Genomic DNA, 16,891 nt, shown 5'->3' with positions numbered 1-16,891 from the left:
GTACGAGGGGTGGAACTTCGGGAACCGTCGCGGCGGTTGAGTCTGGTGGAAGGGCAGGACCGGACGACCGGAAGGGAGCAGGGCCATGCGGTATGCAGGCGGGCGCGGGCGGCAGGCGGGGTACGGCGCGGGGGTCCCGCGACGCCGGGGCGCTCTGGCGGCGGTGGCGCTGGCCGGGTGCGGCGCGCTGCTGGCGGCGGGGTGTTCCCCGCCGGGCGGGCCGGGAAGCGGGCGGGGCGGCTCTCCACCGGGTCCGGCGGCGGGCACCGGGTCGCCGGGGCCGTCGGGGGGTGCGTCCGCTTCGGCGGAGGCATCGGCTCCGCCGGCGAAGGGCGCGGTGACGGTGACGGGCGAGGTCGCCAAGGGCCTGGAGTCCCCGTGGGGAGTCGCTCCGCTGCCGGGCGGCGACCTGCTGGTGGCCTCGCGGGACAAGGGGACGATCAGCAGGGTCGCGGTGGGCTCGGGCGCGGTCACCGCCATCGGCGAGGTCCCGGGGGTGGCCCCGGGCGGGGAGGGCGGGCTGCTGGGTCTCGCCCTGTCGCCCTCCTTCGCCTCGGACCGGCTGGTGTACGCGTACTTCACGACGGAGTCCGACAACCGCATCGCCCGGATGCGCTATGACGAGCAGCGGCCGGCCGGGCAGCAGCTGGGCGCTCCGGACACAGTGCTCCGGTCGATCCCCAAGGGGCTCGTCCACAACGGCGGCAGGATCGCCTTCGGCCCGGACAAGATGCTCTACGCGGGGACGGGCGAGACCGGGGAGACCGGGCTCGCGCAGGACAGGAAGTCGCTGGGCGGCAAGATCCTGCGGATGACCCCGGACGGCGAACCGGTGCACGGCAATCCCGAGCCGGACTCGGTCGTCTACTCCTATGGGCACCGCAACGTCCAGGGGCTCACGTGGGACAAGGACAAACGGCTCTGGGCGGCCGAGTTCGGCCAGAAGGCCTGGGACGAGCTCAACCTGATCGAGCCCGGCGCGAACTACGGATGGCCGCAGGCCGAGGGGAAGGCCGGCAGACCGGGCCTGCGGGACCCGGTGGCAGTGTGGAAGACGGATGACGCCTCACCCAGCGGAATCGCCTGGGCCGAGGGGTCCGTGTGGATGGCGGGGCTCAAGGGGAACCGGTTGTGGCGGATCCCGCTGGCCGGGGCGGAGCCGGTGGCCGAGCCCGAGGCCTTCCTGGAGGGCAGGTACGGCCGGCTGCGCACGGTGGTGCCGCTGGGCGGGGACCGCCTGCTGCTGGTCACGAGCGAGACGGACGGGCGCGGGTCGCCGGAAGCGGGCGACGACAGGATCCTGACACTGACGGTGCGGTGACCGGCATGGGCCCCTCGTGGGGGCGAAAGGTGTGGTGGACGCGGTGTTCAACATGATCGAGGAGCTCTTCAACCCGGGACGCAAGCACACGGACGAGGAGAAGAAGCGGCTGGAGCTGTCCCGGATCGACGTCAATGACGGGGACCGGGGACGGGGGCCGATAGACCTGGACTCGGGCCGGGTGCTCATACGCCTCGGGCAGCAGCCTCCGGCCGGGGGCTGACCGGCCCGCGGGGAGCGAAGAGCCGCAGCCGGTGGGCGAGGGCGGCCGCCTCGCCCCGGCCCGCGACACCCAGCTTGGCCAGGATGTTCGAGACGTGGACGCTCGCGGTCTTCGGGGAGATGAAGAGCTCCTCGGCGATCTTGCGGTTGGTTCTGCCGGCGGCCACCAGGCGCAGGACGTCGCGCTCGCGGCTGGTCAGGCCGAGTGCCTCCACCGGGTCGGCCTCCGGTCCGGGCGGGGCGGGGGGCGTGGCGGCGGCGGGGATCAGCGGGAGCCGGGCGCGCCGGGCGAGCAGGGCCAGGTCCTCGCGCAGCCGGCGCGAGCCGAGCCGGTCGGCGACGGCGTGGGCGTTGCGGAGCAGGGCGGCGGCCGAGTCGCGGCAGCCGCCGGCCGCCAGCAGGGCCTCGGCGAGCCGGTGGCGGGCCCGGGCCAGCAGGTAGGGGCGCTCCAGCGGACGGACGGCCGCTTCCACCGCGGTCCAGTCGGCGACGGTGTCCCGCTCCTGCGCCCGCAGCAGCTCCGCGCGCAGGTACTCGGCGTGGGCGGCCCACAGCGGGGCGGGGGTGGGGAGCGCGCGGGCGGCGCTGCGCAGGACGTCCAGGGCGGCGGCGCGGCCGGTGTCGGCGGCGGGCAGGCCCCGGGAGTCCGCCTCGGCGGTCGCGGCCGCCAGGAGCAGGGGCCAGCCGTACCGGTGCTGCCCGAGGGGGAAGCCGTACTCGATCGCGGCGGCCGTCTCGGAGCGGACGTCGGCGATCCGGCCCTCGCCCGCCGCGATCCCGACGGCGAGGCGGTAGAGCGGTATCCGGTGCTGGGGCTGGGTGTCGTGGGTTCCGAAGTGGCCGTGGGCGGCGGCGAGCTGCTGGGCCGCCTCCGCCAGTTCGCCCCGGGCCAGGGCGAGGTAGGCCAGCCGTGCGGAGGCGGATCCGCGCGGGGCCGCACTCTGCCCGACGAGCAGGGTGCGCCGGGCCGCGGCGGTGGCCTCGTCCCAGCGGCCGAGGCTGTACAGGCTCTCGGCCATGTTGCCCCGCACCCATGCCTCGGTGTCGAACAGGCGTGACCTGCCGACGAGTTCCGCCCCCTCTTCGGCCAGCTCCACCGCTTCCCGTGACCGTCCCAGGCTTTCCAGTTGAGAGGTGAGGTTGATATGCGCACGTCCCGCGAGCATCGTGAGCCCGAGTTCGGTGGCCCGGTCCTTGACCGCGCGCAGTTCGGCGAGCCCAGCGTCGCCGGTGCCGCTCTCGGTGAGGAGGCAGCCGACCGTGATCCGGGCGTTCAGCTCCACTTCCTCGGCGCCGACCATCCGCGCGTAGGCGACGGCGCGCCGGGCGGCCTCGAGGTTGCCGGGGCCGGGGTTGTGGAGCATGCCCCAGCCCGCGGCCCGGACGAGGACCTCGGCGTGCACCTGGGACGGGGGCAGCCCCCGGACGAGCTCCTGGGCCTTGGCGATCTCCTCCCAGCCGTCGCTGCGGCCGAGGCCCGCGACCAGCCGGGAGCGTTCGGTCCAGAACCACGCGGCCCGCAGGGGGTCGTGGCCGTCCTCCAGCGTCCTCAGCGCCGTCTTGGTGATCTTCAGGGCGCGTTCCCGCTCCCCGCCGTAGCGGGCGGCGACGGTCGCCTCGGCCAGCAGGTCGAGCCGTTGCAGGGGCGTGGTGGCGGGCTCGCATCCGCACGGCGGGTACACGTCGGTGTCGTCCGCCGGGCGCAGCGCCTCGCGGACCTCCTCCGGGGCGCTGTCCCACAGGTCCATGGCGCGCTCCAGGAGGCGGAGCTGCTCGGAGTAGGCGTGCCGGCGCCGGGCGGCGACGGAGGCGGCCAGGACGGCGGGCAGCGCTTCGGCCGGCTCGTTCGCCCGGTACCAGTGGTCGGCCAGCCTGATGACCCGCTCCTCGGCGCGGATCAGGGAATCGTCGGCCTGCAGCGCCTTGGCGTAGTGGCGGTTGAGGCGGGAGCGCTCGCCGGGCAGCAGGTCGTCGCTCACGGCCTCGCGGACCAGCGAGTGGCGGAAGCGGTAGCCGTCGCCGTCGGTGGTGGCGAGCAGGATGTTGGCGCCGACGGCGGCCCGCAGGGCGTCGATCAGCTCGTCCTCGCCCAGTCCGGCGACGGCGCGCAGCAGCGGGTACTCGACGGCGGAGCCGCCTTCGGCGACGATGCGCACCACGCGCTGGGCCTCGTCGGGGAGGACCTCGACACGGACGAGGAGCAGGTCGCGCAGGGATTCGGTGAGTCCGGCCCGGCAGCCGCTCGCCCGGGAGGCGACGAGTTCCTCGACGAAGAAGGCGTTGCCGTCGGAGCGGTCGAAGACGGTGTCGACGAAGTCCTCGGCGGGCTGCGAGGCGAGGATGCCGGCGAGCTGGCGGCGTACCTCGGCGCGGTTGAAGCGGGGCAGCTCGATGCGCTGGACCGTGCGCATCCGGTCCAGTTCGGCGAGGAGCGGGCGCAGCGGGTGGCGGCGGTGGACGTCGTCCGCGCGGTAGGTGGCGACGACGACGAGCCGGCCGTCGGCGAGCGTGCGGAAGAGGTAGGAGAGCAGGTGGCGGGTGGAGGTGTCCGCCCAGTGCAGGTCTTCCAGGACGAGGACGACGAGGCGTTCGGCGGCGAGGCGCTCCAGCATCCGGGCCGTCAGCTCGAACAGCCGGGCGGTGCTCTCCTCGTCGTGCGGGCCGCGCGGGGTGTCGCCGAGTTCGGGGAGGATCCGGGCGAGCTCGCCTTCCTGGCCCGCGGCGGCGGCGGCGAGTTCCTCGGGGAGTTCCCGGTGCAGGGTGCGCAGGGCAGTCGAAAACGGGGCGAAGGGAAGTCCCTCCGCCCCGATCTCCACACAGCCTCCGACGGCGACCACGGCGCCGCGGCGGGCGGCTTCGCCGAGGAACTCCTCGGTGAGGCGGGTCTTTCCGACGCCGGCCTCTCCCCCGATGAGCACCGCCTGCGGCTCCCGGTCGGCGGCGCGCGTCAGGGCGTTGGTGAGCAGGGCCAGTTCATCGGCTCGGCCGACGAACACCGGGCTGACAGATCTGGTCTCCACGTCGCCGAGCATCGCACAGACGTCCTGTCCGGCGGCACTCGTTATCCGTGCGCCTCTCATCACGCGTCAGCTCACGCGGCTCGCGGCGCGGATCACGCGGCGCGGGTGAAGCGGCCGCGGTGTCCTCTCACCGACCCTTCGGGTTCCCGGCCCCGGGAGGAGGCGGTGCGGCCCGCCTTCTTGGCCTCCTGGGCCAGGCGGTACGCGGCGGCCTCGCGGATGAGGTCGGCGGTGCGGGCGGCTGCCATCTCGTACTCGAACATGTCGTACTCCCTGGTCGCGTCGGTCGGGCACCTCGTTCGGTGTGCTCCGAGCTTCGCGTCCCAGGGGGTACCGGCACATCGGGCGCATGCCGCATCTACCGGGGTCGGGGGGCCTTAGTCCAGGGCCGCAGGTCCCGCGGACGGGCTCAGGAACCCTAAGGCAGTGCCTAGCCGGCGGCCTTGGGGACGGCGAGGAGGAGGTCGAAGTACATGAGGACGAAGAGCAGGATGCCCAGGGCGCCCAGGGCGACGCCCGCCCAGGAGACGGACCGGACCCAGGCGGGGAGGGTGCGCTGGGGGGTGGAGAGGGCGGGCAGGGCCAGCACGAAGACGGCGATGATCAGGGCGAGGGTGGAGAAGATGCCGTTGACCAGGGCGGTGGTGTGCCACGGGCCGACGAACTGGGCGGCGATCTGCGCGTTGGCGTCGGCGGCCTGGGACAGGTCGAGGCGGCCGGTGATGCTCTTGCGCTCGGACACGACGCCGGCGACCCAGCTGCCGCTGAGGGCGACGACGGACAGACCCGCGGCGACGATCGCGGCGGCGGCGGAGCCGACGTGGCCGGGCCGGTCCTCCTCGGCCGGGTCCTCGCCGAACGGGTCCTCGTCGAGGTCCCCGTCGGCGAGCACGGCGTCGGCCTCGGCCGCGGCGGGCTGGGGGGTCTCGGCCTTCTCGAGGTCGACCGGGGTGGGGTCCGCCTCGGCGGCGTTGGCGGCGGGGGGCTTCGTGGTGTCCATGCGGGGCACCGTAGGCGGCCTGTCTGAGAGTCCGATGAGAAATGCGGCGGCCCCCGCCGCGGCGGGGGCCGGCCGGCGCCCGATGAGCGGGCTGTCAGCGCGGTACGGGGACGGGGCCGGCCGGCTCGGCGCTGTCCTCGCCCGGCCGCTGCGCCGGAAGGGGCGTACGCGGGCTCCGGTCGGGCGGCTCGATGCTGATGCGGGGCAGCCGCCGGTCGAGCCAGGCGGGCAGCCACCAGTTGGCGCCACCGAGCAGGTGCATCAGCGCCGGGACGAGCAGGGTGCGCAGCACGAAGGCGTCGAGGGCCACGGCCGCGGCGAGCGCGATGCCGAACATCGCGATGATCCGGTCGCCGCTGAGGACGAAGGCCAGGAACACGGCGATCATGATGACGGCGGCGGAGTTGATGACCCGGCTCGTCTCGGCCAGGCCCACGCGGACGGCCCGCCGGTTGTCGCCGGTCTCCAGCCACTCCTCGTACATCCGGCTGACGAGGAAGACCTGGTAGTCCATCGACAGGCCGAACAGCACGGACACCATGATCACGGGCAGGAAGGGTTCGATGGGCCCGGCGCCTCCCAGGCCCATCGGTTCGCTGCCCCAGCCCCATTGGAAGATCGCCACGACGACGCCGAAGGAGGAGGCCACGGCGGCGACGTTCATGGCCGCGGCCTTGACCGGGATGCCGACGGACCGGAAGGCCAGCAGCAGGAGCACGCAGCCCAGGGCGACGACCACCGCCACGAAGAGGGGCAGCTTGCCGACGATGACCTCGGCGAAGTCGTCGTGGCCGGCCGTCACCCCGCCGACGTGGACCTCCATGGAGTTGTCGCGTACGGCGCGCGGGATGACGTCCTCGCGGAGCCTGTCGACGAGCTCGCTCGTGGCCCGGGACTGGGGGGCGGTGTCGGGTACGACGGTGAGGACGGCGGTGTCCCCGCCGCGGTTGAGGACCGCGGGACCGGTGGCGGCGACTCCCCCGGTCGTGCGGAGCGCGTCGGCCAGCCGGTCCACGGCGAGCCGGTCGCCCGCGCCGTGCAGCCGCGCCACCACGGTGAGCGGGCCGTTCGTGCCGGGCCCGAACCCTTCCGCCAGCAGGTCGTAGGCCTGGCGGGTGGTGGAGGCGGCCGGGTTGCTGCCCTGGTCGGAAGTGCCAAGGTGGAGGGAGGCCGTGGGCAGCGCCAGTACGAGCATGACCGCGGTGGCGATGACGCCCAGCAGTTTGGGGTGGCGTTCGACGAACGCGGACCAGCGGGCGGCGAAGCCGGTGGTGTGCTCGGGCCGCGGACCCTCGGCGGCGAGCCTGCGGCGTTCACGGCGCGAGAGGGCCCGCATGCCGATGGCCGACAGGAGGGCCGGGAGCAGCGTGACCGAGGCGGCGACCGTCAGCAGCACCGTCAGGGAGGCGGCCACCGCGACGCCGTCCAGGAACTCCAGGCGCAGCACCAGCATGCCGAGCAGCGCGATGCAGACGGTGGCCCCGGCGAAGACGACGGCCCGGCCGGTGGTGGCGACGGCGTTCTCCGCGGCCTCCTCGACCGCGAGCCCCCGGCCCAGGCCCTTGCGGTGCCGGGTGACGATGAACAGCGCGTAGTCGATGCCGACGCCGAGTCCGACGAGGGTGCCGAGCATCGGGGCGAAGTCGGCGACGGGCATCGCGTGGCCGAGCAGGGTGATGCCGAAATACGCGGTGCCCACGCTGACCAGGGCGGTCGCGATGGGCAGCAGGCTCGCCGCGAGCGAGCCGAAGGCCAGGAAGAGGACGACGGCGGCGACGGCGACGCCGATGACCTCGGCGAGGTGGGCGGTGGGGGCTTCGGTCAGGGCGACGGCGCGGCCGCCGAGTTCGACCCGGAGGCCGCCGCTCTCGGTGGCCGGGTTCTTCGCGGCATCGACGACGGCCTTCGCCTGGGACTTGGGGACGGCGTCGGCCGGGCGGTCGAACGTGACCACCGCGTAGGCGGTGCGGCCGTCGGCGCTGATCCGGGCGGCGCTGTCGGGGCCCGGGCCGTAGGGGCCGGCGACCGAGCCGACGCCGGGCAGCGCGGCGACGGCGTCGAGCGCGCGGGTCATCCGCTGCTCGACGCCGGGGGTCCTGGCCGTCTGCTGCTCCGGGGTCCGCCACACGATGGTGCCGGTGTCGCCGCCCTGGCCGGGGAAGCCCGCGCGCAGCAGGTCGTGCGCCTTGCCGGACTCGGTGCCGGGGACCTCGTAGTCGTTGGAGAACGCGGCTCCGGCGCTCCCCGCGGCCGCCGCGGTCCCCCCCAGGGCCAGCAGCCAGATCAGGACGGTGAGGAGTCGGTGGCGCATGCACCACCGTGCGATCGCTGCCAACGAACGTGCTCCCTGGGGGATCGGGTCTTCACCGGGAGACAGGCCGTCGCAAAGAACGCGTGAACTCCTGCGCGGCCGAAGGCCCGGAGGATCGCCCCGGGTCCCGGCCTGATGGTCTACCCCGCAACGATCTCAGCGTTTCGTGATCGTTGGTCCGTTTCGTGTGCATGGTCACAGCGGGTCCGGGTCCGGATCCCGGTCCCGGTCGTCCGGCTCGTCGACCCGGTAGCCCGGGATCGAGGGCCATCGGACGGTGAGGACCACGGCGTCCTCCTCCGCGTACCAGGAGTGGTCGACGCCGCGCCCCCAGAGCACGTAGTCGCCCTGTTCGGCGAGGACGACGGTCCGCCCGGGGAACTCCAGCCGGAAGCGGCCGCTGATCAGCACCAGCAGCGCGGTGCGCTTCTCCGCGGTCGCCCAGCGCTCCCGCCGGTCGCCCTTCGGGTGGACCCCCCACTTGATCTCCACGTCCTGGCTGTGGCGGGGGTCGGCGGGGTCTTTGAAGTGGCCGAGGAGCCAGCCGCGGTCGGCGGCCGCGTCGGGGGCGGCCTTGCCGGTGTAGATGGTGGAGTCGTCGTTCACGGGGGTGAGGCTAATGCAGTTGTGCCGCCCGGCCGGCACTGGTCAGCTGGGGCGGTGACCATGGACGGCGAAGAACTCCTGGCGGTGCGGGCCGCGTACGACACCCGGATGCGCCGCGACGCACGGCCGGACGCTGCGGAGGCCCGGGTGGAGCGGGTCGGCCGGGTCGTGCGCCAGAGCGTCCCCGGCCTCGGCTGGAACGGCGTGCTCTGGTCGGACCTCGACGAGGAGACGGCGGACGCGGAGATCGCCGCGCAGATCGCGTACTTCACGGGGCTGGGGGCCGGCGAGTTCGAGTGGAAGCTGTACGGCCACGACCGGCCCGCGGACCTGGGGGCGCGGTTGCGGGCGGCGGGTTTCGTCCCCGAGCCCGCCGAGACGCTGATGGTGGGCAGGACGGCCGCGCTGGCCCGGCTGCCGGTGGAACCGCCCGAGGGCGTGACCCTGCGGGTGGTGACGGACGAGGCGGGGGTGGACCTGATGATGGAGGTCCACGCCCGGGCCTTCGGCACACGGCGGCCGCACATCCGGGAGCAGCTGCTGAGCCTGCTGCGGGAGGAGCCGGACTCCGTCGCCGCCGTGGTGGCGATGGCGGGCGGGACCCCGGTCAGCGCGGCCCGCATGGAGATGCGGCCGGGCACGCCGTTCGCCGGCCTGTGGGGCGGCGGCACGGACCCCCGGTGGCGCGGCTGCGGCATCTACCGCGTGCTGGTGGCCCACCGGGCGCGCGTGGCGGCGGAGCTCGGCATCCCCTACCTCCAGGTGGACGCGTCGGCCGACAGCCGTCCGATCCTGGAGAGGCTCGGCTTCCAGGTGCTGGGGGTGACCACCCCCTACATCCGGTCCACGGCCTGAGCGATGGGCCCGCACGCGTCTTCCGGCACGGCGGGCCGACGGGCAGGATCGACCCCATGGAACGCACCGACGGCACCGAACGCAGGGAACAGATGGAACCGTCCGCACGGATCGACCCGCCCCTCACCGGCGACGAGCGCGAGACCCTCACCGCCTACCTCGACTACCACCGGGCCACCCTGGCCTGGAAATGCGAGGGCCTGACCGACGAGCAGCTGCGCCGCGCCTCGATGCCGCCGTCCACCCTGTCGCTGCTGGGCCTGGTCCGGCACATGGCGGAGGTCGAGCGGCACTGGTTCCGCCGGGTGCTGAACGGCGAGGAGATCCCGCACCTGTGGTCGGACAGCCACGACTTCCAGGCCGCCTACGACACCACCGGCTGCGGCCGCGCGGAGGCGTTCGCCGCGTGGGAGGCGGAGGTCGCCCACTCCCGCCGCATCGAAGCCGAGGCCCCCTCGCTCGACGTGACGGCCACGGTGCCGAGTTGGGGGAAGGAGGCTTCGCTGCGCATGCTCCTGCTCCACCTCGTCCACGAGTACGCCCGGCACAACGGCCACGCCGACCTCCTCCGCGAGGCCATCGACGGGGCCACCGGCTCCTGAGCCGCACCACCACGCCGCCCCCGGCAGCGGCGGCCGGCGTACCGCCGCCGGGCGCTCGGCTCAGGCCGGGCGCCAGTAGCCCAGCGCGTTCACCCGCTGCTTCGGCAGGGCGAGGTCCTTGCGCAGGTACGCCGTGAGCGCGCGGGTCGTCTCCGTGTCGCAGGCGAGCCAGACGTACGCCGAGGCCGGGTCGGGGCCGGTCAGTTCCGGCAGCTCCGCCCGGACCCGGTCAGCCAGTGCCGTCCCGGCCCGCTCCACCCGGCGGATGTCGTGCCGCTCCGGATGCGCCCGCAGCGGCAGTCCCTCGTCGGAGGCGTGCTGGGTCTCGAACCAGACCGTGGCCGGGGTCTGCGGATAGGCGTCCAGCAGGGAGTTGACCGCCGGGAGCGAGGCCGCGTCGCCGATGACCAGCAGCCGCTCGGGGGCCGGCTCGGGCGCGGTGAACCCCGTCCCCTGCACGGTGGCCTCGACGGTGTCGCCCGGCCGGGCCGTGCGCGCCCAGGCGCTGGCGACGCCGTCGTGGAGGGCGAACTCGAAGGAGAAGGTGCCGGTTCGCGGATCCGGGTCCACCAGGGTGTAGGCGCGCTGGTGCGGCTTGCCCGCGCCCTCGAACCACACGCGCACCCACATCGTGGGGTGCAGCGACTCCCCCACAGCGGCGAGCAGCCCGCCGTCCGTGAAGTGCACCCGGCGGTAGTGCTCCGTGACGTCCTGCGCCCCCGTCACCGTGAAGGTGAAGTCCTTGCCCCGCAGCAGTTTGAGGACCACGCCCTCCCAGCCCTTGCCGACCGCCATGTCCAGCCCCTCCCCTGACACCCTATAGTTAGGTCAGCCTAACCTAAGCACCATGGGGAAGAGTGTGAGCAGTGTGACCAGCAGCGAGAGCGGCGCGCGCAGCGACGACCGCGAGGGCGGCGGCGCCGAGGAGGCCCGCGCAGCGTACGGGACCCACGAGGTCTTCCGCGACCCCTGGGGCGTTCCCCACCTGCGTGCCCGCGACGCCCTCGCCCTGGCCTACGCCCAGGGCCGCACCACCGCGCTCGACCGCGCCTGGCAGCTGGAGGTCGAACGGCACCGCGCCCAGGGCTCCAGCGCCTCCTTCCTCGGTGCGGACTGCGTGCCCTGGGACCGGTTCGCCCGCCAGAGCCGCATCGCCGACACCGCCCGCCGCTGCTACCGGGCCCTGGACGCCGACGACCCCGAGACCGCCGCCTGGGTCCGCGCGTACGTGGACGGGGTCAACGCCGGACTCGCCGCCGGCGCCGCCCGCGACGGGCGTTTCGCCCGCACCGGCCTGACCCCCGCCCCCTGGGAGCCCTGGGTCCCGCTGGCGGTCTGGACCGCCACCCACATCCTGTTCGCCGGCTTCGCCACCAAGCTGTGGCGCGACCGGGTGGCCCGCGCCCTGGGCGAGGACGCGGTCACCCTCTTCGCCACCGACGGCCCCGGCACCGCCGGCAGCAACGGCTGGATGGTGCCCGGCGACCGCACCGCCACGGGCGCCGCCATCATCGCGGGCGACCCGCACCGGTTCATCGAGGACCCGGGCGTCTACCAGCAGATACGTCTGTCCTGCCCGGAGTACGACGTGCTCGGGCTGGCCGTCCCCGGCGTCCCCGGCCTCGCCCACTTCGGGCACACCGGCTCCGCCGCCTGGGCCATCACCAACGCGATGGCGGACTACCAGGACCTGTACACCGAGCGGCTGCGCGGCGAGGGCCCCTCGCTCGAGGCCCTCGGCCCGGACGGCGTCTGGGAGGCCGTCGCCCGGCACACCGAGACCCTCACCGTGGCGGGCGCCGAGGGCGCGCACGGGACCACCACCGAGGTCGAGGTCGAAGTCCTGGAGACCGCCCGAGGCCCGGTCGTCGTCAACGAGGACGGCCGGACGCTCTCGCTGCGCTACCCGCCCCGCGTCCGCGAGGACCTCGGCTTCGCCGCCCTGCCGGCCCTGCTGCGCGCCCGCACCGTCGCCGACATCGACCGCGCCCTCGACGGCTGGGCGGAGCCCGTCAACGTCGTCCACGCCGCCGACTCCGAGGGCGGCCTGCTGCACCGCGTCGCGGGCGCCGTGCCGCTGCGCGACCGCGCCAACCGGCTGCGCCCCGTGGCCGCCTGGGATCCGCGCCACGCCTGGCAGGGCTGGGCCGAGACCCCCGTCGAGCCCGTGCAGGGCTTCGCGGTCATGGCGAACGCCCGGGGCATCGCCTCCCCGCTCGGCGTGGAGTTCGCGCCCCCGCACCGCGCCAACCGGATCCGCGAACTGCTCAGCGGCTCCGCCGACTGGTCGCCGGAGGCGATGGCCGGCGTACACGCGGACACCCACCTGGCCTCCGCCGAGCCGCTGCTCGCCCTGCTGCCCGAGCCCGACACGCTGTCCCCCGCCGCGGCGGCCCTGCGCGCCCGGCTGCTGGACTGGGACCGGCACATGGCGGCCGACAGCACCGACGCGACCGTCTTCTCGGCCTTCCGGACCGCGACCGTACGCCGCCTCGCCGCGGACCCCGTCTTCGCGGACCTGGCCGCGGCCCCCACCGGCCCGGAGGTGTTCCACCCCTGGCTGTATCTGGTCCCCCGGATCGGATACGCCCTGGAGGGACTGCTCACCACCTCCCTCCTGCCCGGCCTCGACCGCGCCGCGCACGTCCGGGCCGCCCTGGAGGAGACGGCGGCGGCCGGCGCGGCCGACGTGCCCTGGGCAGAGGTGCACCGCCTCGCCCCCTGGTCGGCGCTGCCGGACCCGGCAGCCGAGTGGCCCGGCCTCGGCGGCGACCACGACTGCGTCAACGCCACCTCGTCCGTCCCCGGTTTCACCGACCTCAGCTCCCGCGCGTCGGCGGCCCGCTACGTCTGGGACCTCGCCCGCCGCGAGGACAGCCTCTGGGCGGTCCCGCTCGGCGCGGACGGCGTCCCCGGCGCCCCCCACCACCGTGACCAGCTCCCCCTCTGGGCGCGCTGCGAACTCGTCCCCGTCGTCACCGACTGGGCCCGTCTCACCAAGGAATCCGCATGATCTCGACCGGACAGCCCGTCTACAGCCAGCTCGTCGAGGGCTTCGGCACCGTGACCATCAGGCCGGTCGACCCGGCCGCCGACTCCGCCCTGATCCACGGCTGGGTCACGCAGGAGCGGGCCCGTTTCTGGGGCATGGGCGGGGCGAGCCGGGAACTCGTCCAGGAGATCTACGAGGACGTCGACCGCCGCACTACGCACCACGCGTTCATGGTGGCCCGCGACGGGGTGCCGGTCGCGCTGTTCCAGACGTACGACTGCGCGGAGGACCGGGTCGGCGAGTGCTATGAGGTCCAGCCGGGTGACACCGGCGTCCACCTGCTGGTCGCCCCCCACGACGCCGGCCCCGAACAGGGGTTCAGCGCCGGGCTGATGACGGCCTTCATCGGCTTCCTCTTCTCCGACGGCCGCACCCGGCGCGTCGTCGCCGAACCGGACGCCCGCAACGACAAGGCCATCGCCCGCCTGGAGCGGACCGGCTTCACGCTCGGCCCGGAGATCGAACTCCCGGAGATAGACCTGCCCGAGGTGTACCTCCCCGCCAAGCGGGCCCGCCTGTGCTTCCTCGGTGCGCCGGCGCCCGCAGCCGGCTGACGGCGGGGCAGCGCGAAGGGGCCGTACCCGGAAAACGCCGGGTACGGCCCCTTCGCGCGAACAGCGGAGCGGTCAGCCCCCGGACACGCCCAGGCGCTCCAGGATGAGCTCCTTGACGCGCGCGGCGTCGGCCTGACCGCGGGTGGTCTTCATGACCGCGCCCACCAGCGCGCCCACGGCCGCGACCTTGCCGCCGCGGATCTTGTCGGCGATGGCCGCGTTGCCCGCGATGGCCTCGTCCACGGCCGCGCCGAGCGCGCCCTCGTCCGAGACGACCTTCAGGCCGCGCTTGTCGACGACCTCGTCCGGGGTGCCCTCGCCGGCAAGGACGCCTTCGAGGACCTGGCGGGCCAGCTTGTCGTTCAGCTCGCCGGCCGCGACCAGCTCCGCGACCCGGGCGACCTGCGCCGGGGTGATCGGCAGCTCGTCGACGACGACGCCCTGCTCGTTGGCGTTGCGGGCCAGCTCGCCCATCCACCACTTGCGTGCGGCGGCCGGGTCGGCGCCCGCCTCGATCGTGGCGACGATGGAGTCCACCGCGCCCGCGTTGAGGATCGACTGCATGTCGTGCTCGGTGACGCCCCACTCCTCGCGGAGCCGGTTGCGGCGCACCCGCGGCATCTCCGGCAGGGTCGCGCGCAGCTCCTCGACCCATGCGCGGGCCGGGGCCACCGGGACGAGGTCCGGCTCGGGGAAGTACCGGTAGTCCTCGGCGTTGTCCTTGATGCGGCCGGCCGTGGTGGAACCGTCCTCCTCGTGGAAGTGCCGGGTCTCCTGCACGATCGAGCCGCCGCCGCTGAGCACGGCCGCGTGGCGCTGGATCTCGAAGCGGGCCGCGCGCTCGACGGAGCGCAGCGAGTTGACGTTCTTCGTCTCGCTGCGGGTGCCGAACTCCGACTCGGGGGTCGGGCGCAGCGACAGGTTCACGTCGCAGCGCATCTGGCCCTTGTCCATGCGGGCCTCGGAGACGCCGAGCGCCTTGATGACCTCGCGCAGCTCGGCGACGTACGCCTTGGCGACCTCGGGGGCCCGTGCGCCCGCGCCCTCGATCGGCTTGGTGACGATCTCGATGAGCGGGATGCCGGCGCGGTTGTAGTCCAGCAGGGAGTGGGACGCGCCGTGGATACGGCCGGTGGCGCCGCCGACGTGCAGCGACTTGCCGGTGTCCTCCTCCATGTGGGCGCGCTCGATCTCCACGCGGAAGACCTCGCCGTCCTCCAGCTGGACGTCCAGGTAGCCGTTGAAGGCGATGGGCTCGTCGTACTGGGAGGTCTGGAAGTTCTTCGGCATGTCCGGATAGAAGTAGTTCTTCCGGGCGAAGCGGCACCACTCGGCGATCTCGCAGTTCAGCGCGAGGCCGATCTTGACGGCGGACTCGACGCCGATCGCGTTGACGACCGGCAGGGAGCCGGGCAGACCCAGACAGGTCGGGCAGGTCTGCGAGTTGGGCTCGGCGCCCAGCTCGGTGGAACAGCCGCAGAACATCTTGGTCCTGGTGCCGAGCTCGACATGGACCTCGAGGCCCATGACGGGGTCGTACGACGCGAGGGCGTCCTCGTACGACATCAGTTCGGTGTAGGTGCTCACGGTGAAACTTTCCCTCTCAGCCCAGCAGGACGTCGTCGTCGCCCAGGCGCTTCAGCTCGCGGTACAGGATCGCGAGACCGGTGACGATGGCGGCGGCGGACACGGCGGCGTCGACGAGCTTCAGCATGTCGTTGTCCGTACGGGCCTTCCTGGCCTGCTTGATCACGCTGATCGCGCCGAAGGCGGTGGTGCCGATCGACAGGTAGGTACCGGACTTGGACTTCTTGAAGCCCTTGGCCTTGGACAGTGCACTGGTGCTCACAGGGACGGTGCCTCCTCAAGCAGCGGGTGCCCCCAGCGGGCGACGAAGGCGGCCTCGACGGCGGCGCCGACCTTGTAGAGCCGGTCGTCCTTCATCGCGGGGGCGATGATCTGGAGCCCGACCGGGAGACCGTCCTCCGGGGCCAGGCCGCAGGGCAGCGACATGGCGGAGTTGCCGGCCAGGTTGGTCGGGATGGTGCACAGGTCCGCCAGGTACATGGCGAGGGGGTCGTCGGAGCGCTCGCCGATGGGGAAGGCGGTGGTCGGGGTCGTCGGGGAGACGATCACGTCGACCCGCTCGAAGGACTTCTCGAAGTCCTGGGTGATGAGCGTGCGGACCTTCTGGGCCGAGCCGTAGTACGCGTCGTAGTAGCCGGAGCTGAGTGCGTACGTGCCGAGGATGACGCGGCGCTTGACCTCGTCGCCGAAGCCGGCCTCGCGGGTCAGGGCGGTGACGTCCTCCGCAGACCTGGTGCCGTCGTCGCCGACGCGCAGGCCGTAGCGCATGGCGTCGAAGCGGGCCAGGTTGGAGGAGCACTCGGAGGGGGCGATGAGGTAGTACGCCGCCATCGCGAGGTCGAAGGAGGGGCAATCCAGCTCGACGATCTCGGCGCCGAGCTCCTTGAGGAGCTCCACCGACTCGTTGAACCGCTGGACGACACCGGCCTGGTAGCCCTCACCGGCGAACTGCTTGACCACACCGACGCGCATTCCGGCGACGGAGCCGTTGCGGGCGGCCTCGACGACCGGCGGGACCGGGGCGTCGATGGAGGTGGAGTCGAGCGGGTCGTGGCCGGCGATGACCTCGTGGAGCAGCGCGGCGTCCAGGACCGTGCGGGCGCAGGGACCGCCCTGGTCGAGGGAGGAGGAGAAGGCGACCATGCCGTAGCGGGAGACGCCGCCGTACGTCGGCTTCACGCCGACGGTTCCGGTGACGGCGGCGGGCTGGCGGATGGAGCCGCCGGTGTCCGTGCCAATGGCGAGGGGTGCCTGGTAGGCGGCGAGCGCGGCCGCGGAGCCGCCGCCGGAGCCGCCGGGGATCCGGGTGAGGTCCCACGGGTTGCCGGTCGGGCCGTAGGCGCTGTTCTCCGTCGACGACCCCATGGCGAACTCGTCCATGTTGGTCTTGCCGAGGATCACGACGCCGGCTTCCTTCAGCTTGCGCGTCAGGGTGGCGTCGTAGGGCGGGATCCAGCCTTCGAGGATCTTCGAGCCGACGGTGGTCGGGACCCCGACGGTGGTGAAGATGTCCTTCAGGGCGAGGGGTACCCCGGCCAGCGGGCCGAGGGGCTCACCGGCGGTGCGCTTGGCGTCGACGGCGCGGGCCTGGGCGAGGGCGCCTTCGCGGTCGACGTGCAGGAAGGCGTGGACCTTCTCGTCGGTCGCGTCGATGCGGGCCAGGTGGGCCTCGGTGACCTCGACGGCCGTGAGCTCGCCGGAGGCGATCTTCTCGGCGGTCTCGGCGGCCGTGAGCTTGATGATGTGGGTGTCAGCCATGGT

The 16,891-nt window shown here is 73.7% G+C and carries 15 protein-coding genes; 6 read left to right on the top strand and 9 right to left on the bottom strand.

Annotated features, from left to right (window positions below; genetic code table 11):
- Positions 1-85: 85 nt before the first annotated feature.
- Together AC07FY_RS09050 and AC07FY_RS09045 are read left to right on the top strand one after the other, a co-directional pair.
- Positions 86-1,321: a PQQ-dependent sugar dehydrogenase gene (locus AC07FY_RS09050; RefSeq protein WP_479002701.1), complete on the top strand. Its 1,236-nt coding sequence runs from the start codon at positions 86-88 to the stop codon at positions 1,319-1,321.
- Positions 1,322-1,355: 34 nt separating this feature from the next.
- On the top strand, positions 1,356-1,544 hold the full coding sequence (locus AC07FY_RS09045) for a DUF6191 domain-containing protein (protein ID WP_479002698.1): 189 nt from the start codon (positions 1,356-1,358) through the stop codon (positions 1,542-1,544).
- Here the strand turns inward: AC07FY_RS09045 and AC07FY_RS09040 are convergent.
- The 5 genes from AC07FY_RS09040 to AC07FY_RS09020 form a co-directional block, all read right to left on the bottom strand.
- The gene (locus AC07FY_RS09040) at positions 1,507-4,575 is read right to left on the bottom strand and encodes a helix-turn-helix transcriptional regulator (protein ID WP_479002695.1); all 3,069 of its coding nucleotides are present in this window, start codon (positions 4,573-4,575) and stop codon (positions 1,507-1,509) included. The genes AC07FY_RS09045 and AC07FY_RS09040 overlap by 38 nt on opposite strands.
- 80 nt (positions 4,576-4,655) lie before the next feature.
- Complete coding sequence (locus tag AC07FY_RS09035) at positions 4,656-4,826, bottom strand: hypothetical protein (protein ID WP_479002692.1); 171 nt, start codon at positions 4,824-4,826, stop codon at positions 4,656-4,658.
- Between the two features lie 167 nt (positions 4,827-4,993).
- Positions 4,994-5,563 carry a hypothetical protein gene (locus AC07FY_RS09030; RefSeq protein WP_479002690.1) on the bottom strand — a complete coding sequence of 190 codons (570 nt, stop codon included), beginning with the start codon at positions 5,561-5,563 and terminating at the stop codon, positions 4,994-4,996.
- A 94-nt stretch (positions 5,564-5,657) separates the two neighbouring features.
- Positions 5,658-7,898 carry an MMPL family transporter gene (locus tag AC07FY_RS09025; RefSeq protein WP_479002687.1) on the bottom strand — a complete coding sequence of 747 codons (2,241 nt, stop codon included), beginning with the start codon at positions 7,896-7,898 and terminating at the stop codon, positions 5,658-5,660.
- A 171-nt stretch (positions 7,899-8,069) separates the two neighbouring features.
- Positions 8,070-8,480 carry a cupin domain-containing protein gene (locus AC07FY_RS09020; protein WP_479002684.1) on the bottom strand — a complete coding sequence of 137 codons (411 nt, stop codon included), beginning with the start codon at positions 8,478-8,480 and terminating at the stop codon, positions 8,070-8,072.
- 60 nt (positions 8,481-8,540) lie between these two features.
- On the opposite strand from AC07FY_RS09020, the gene AC07FY_RS09015 reads away from it, so the two are divergent.
- Complete coding sequence (locus tag AC07FY_RS09015) at positions 8,541-9,335, top strand: GNAT family N-acetyltransferase (protein WP_479002681.1); 795 nt, start codon at positions 8,541-8,543, stop codon at positions 9,333-9,335.
- 56 nt (positions 9,336-9,391) lie between these two features.
- Positions 9,392-9,937 carry a DinB family protein gene (locus AC07FY_RS09010; protein ID WP_479002678.1) on the top strand — a complete coding sequence of 182 codons (546 nt, stop codon included), beginning with the start codon at positions 9,392-9,394 and terminating at the stop codon, positions 9,935-9,937.
- A 60-nt stretch (positions 9,938-9,997) separates the two neighbouring features.
- Here AC07FY_RS09010 and AC07FY_RS09005 read toward each other — a convergent pair whose 3' ends face one another.
- The gene (locus AC07FY_RS09005) at positions 9,998-10,732 is read right to left on the bottom strand and encodes a siderophore-interacting protein (protein ID WP_479002675.1); all 735 of its coding nucleotides are present in this window, start codon (positions 10,730-10,732) and stop codon (positions 9,998-10,000) included.
- A 52-nt stretch (positions 10,733-10,784) separates the two neighbouring features.
- Between AC07FY_RS09005 and AC07FY_RS09000 the strand changes: the two genes are divergently transcribed.
- Positions 10,785-12,950, top strand: coding sequence for a penicillin acylase family protein (locus AC07FY_RS09000; RefSeq protein ID WP_479002672.1), 2,166 nt, complete (start codon positions 10,785-10,787; stop codon positions 12,948-12,950).
- Entirely contained in the window at positions 12,947-13,543 is a 597-nt protein-coding gene (locus AC07FY_RS08995; RefSeq protein WP_479002669.1) for a GNAT family N-acetyltransferase, read from the top strand. Before AC07FY_RS09000 ends, AC07FY_RS08995 begins: the two co-directional genes overlap by 4 nt.
- A gap of 72 nt (positions 13,544-13,615) precedes the next feature.
- Here AC07FY_RS08995 and gatB read toward each other — a convergent pair whose 3' ends face one another.
- From gatB to gatA, 3 genes are read right to left on the bottom strand one after another with little or no spacing between them, the layout of a single operon-like run.
- Complete coding sequence (gene gatB / locus AC07FY_RS08990; protein ID WP_479003190.1) at positions 13,616-15,109, bottom strand: Asp-tRNA(Asn)/Glu-tRNA(Gln) amidotransferase subunit GatB; 1,494 nt, start codon at positions 15,107-15,109, stop codon at positions 13,616-13,618.
- A gap of 37 nt (positions 15,110-15,146) precedes the next feature.
- Positions 15,147-15,392, bottom strand: coding sequence for a hypothetical protein (locus AC07FY_RS08985; RefSeq protein ID WP_479002667.1), 246 nt, complete (start codon positions 15,390-15,392; stop codon positions 15,147-15,149).
- A complete protein-coding gene (gene gatA / locus AC07FY_RS08980; protein ID WP_479002664.1) occupies positions 15,389-16,888 on the bottom strand; it encodes an Asp-tRNA(Asn)/Glu-tRNA(Gln) amidotransferase subunit GatA in 1,500 nt (499 codons plus the stop codon). Before gatA ends, AC07FY_RS08985 begins: the two co-directional genes overlap by 4 nt.
- Positions 16,889-16,891 lie beyond the last annotated feature (3 nt).

It is taken from the genome of Streptomyces sp. NPDC045967, from assembly GCF_056430495.1.
Note: the sequence above shows the minus strand (reverse complement) of the source record. Positions and strands in the feature narration are given on the sequence as shown.

Excerpts from the sequence above, each read along its gene's own strand:
- AC07FY_RS09010 (WP_479002678.1), top strand. The coding sequence starts at position 9,392 with ATGGAACGCACCGACGGCACCGAACGCAGGGAACAGATGGAACCGTCC.
- AC07FY_RS09000 (WP_479002672.1), top strand. The coding sequence starts at position 10,785 with ATGGGGAAGAGTGTGAGCAGTGTGACCAGCAGCGAGAGCGGCGCGCGC.
- AC07FY_RS09030 (WP_479002690.1), bottom strand. The coding sequence starts at position 5,563 with ATGGACACCACGAAGCCCCCCGCCGCCAACGCCGCCGAGGCGGACCCC.
- gatA (WP_479002664.1), bottom strand. The coding sequence starts at position 16,888 with ATGGCTGACACCCACATCATCAAGCTCACGGCCGCCGAGACCGCCGAG.
- AC07FY_RS09015 (WP_479002681.1), top strand. The coding sequence starts at position 8,541 with ATGGACGGCGAAGAACTCCTGGCGGTGCGGGCCGCGTACGACACCCGG.
- AC07FY_RS09050 (WP_479002701.1), top strand. The coding sequence starts at position 86 with ATGCGGTATGCAGGCGGGCGCGGGCGGCAGGCGGGGTACGGCGCGGGG.
- AC07FY_RS09005 (WP_479002675.1), bottom strand. The coding sequence starts at position 10,732 with ATGGCGGTCGGCAAGGGCTGGGAGGGCGTGGTCCTCAAACTGCTGCGG.
- AC07FY_RS09040 (WP_479002695.1), bottom strand. The coding sequence starts at position 4,575 with ATGCTCGGCGACGTGGAGACCAGATCTGTCAGCCCGGTGTTCGTCGGC.
- gatB (WP_479003190.1), bottom strand. The coding sequence starts at position 15,109 with ATGTCGTACGAGGACGCCCTCGCGTCGTACGACCCCGTCATGGGCCTC.
- AC07FY_RS08995 (WP_479002669.1), top strand. The coding sequence starts at position 12,947 with ATGATCTCGACCGGACAGCCCGTCTACAGCCAGCTCGTCGAGGGCTTC.
- AC07FY_RS09035 (WP_479002692.1), bottom strand. The coding sequence starts at position 4,826 with ATGTTCGAGTACGAGATGGCAGCCGCCCGCACCGCCGACCTCATCCGC.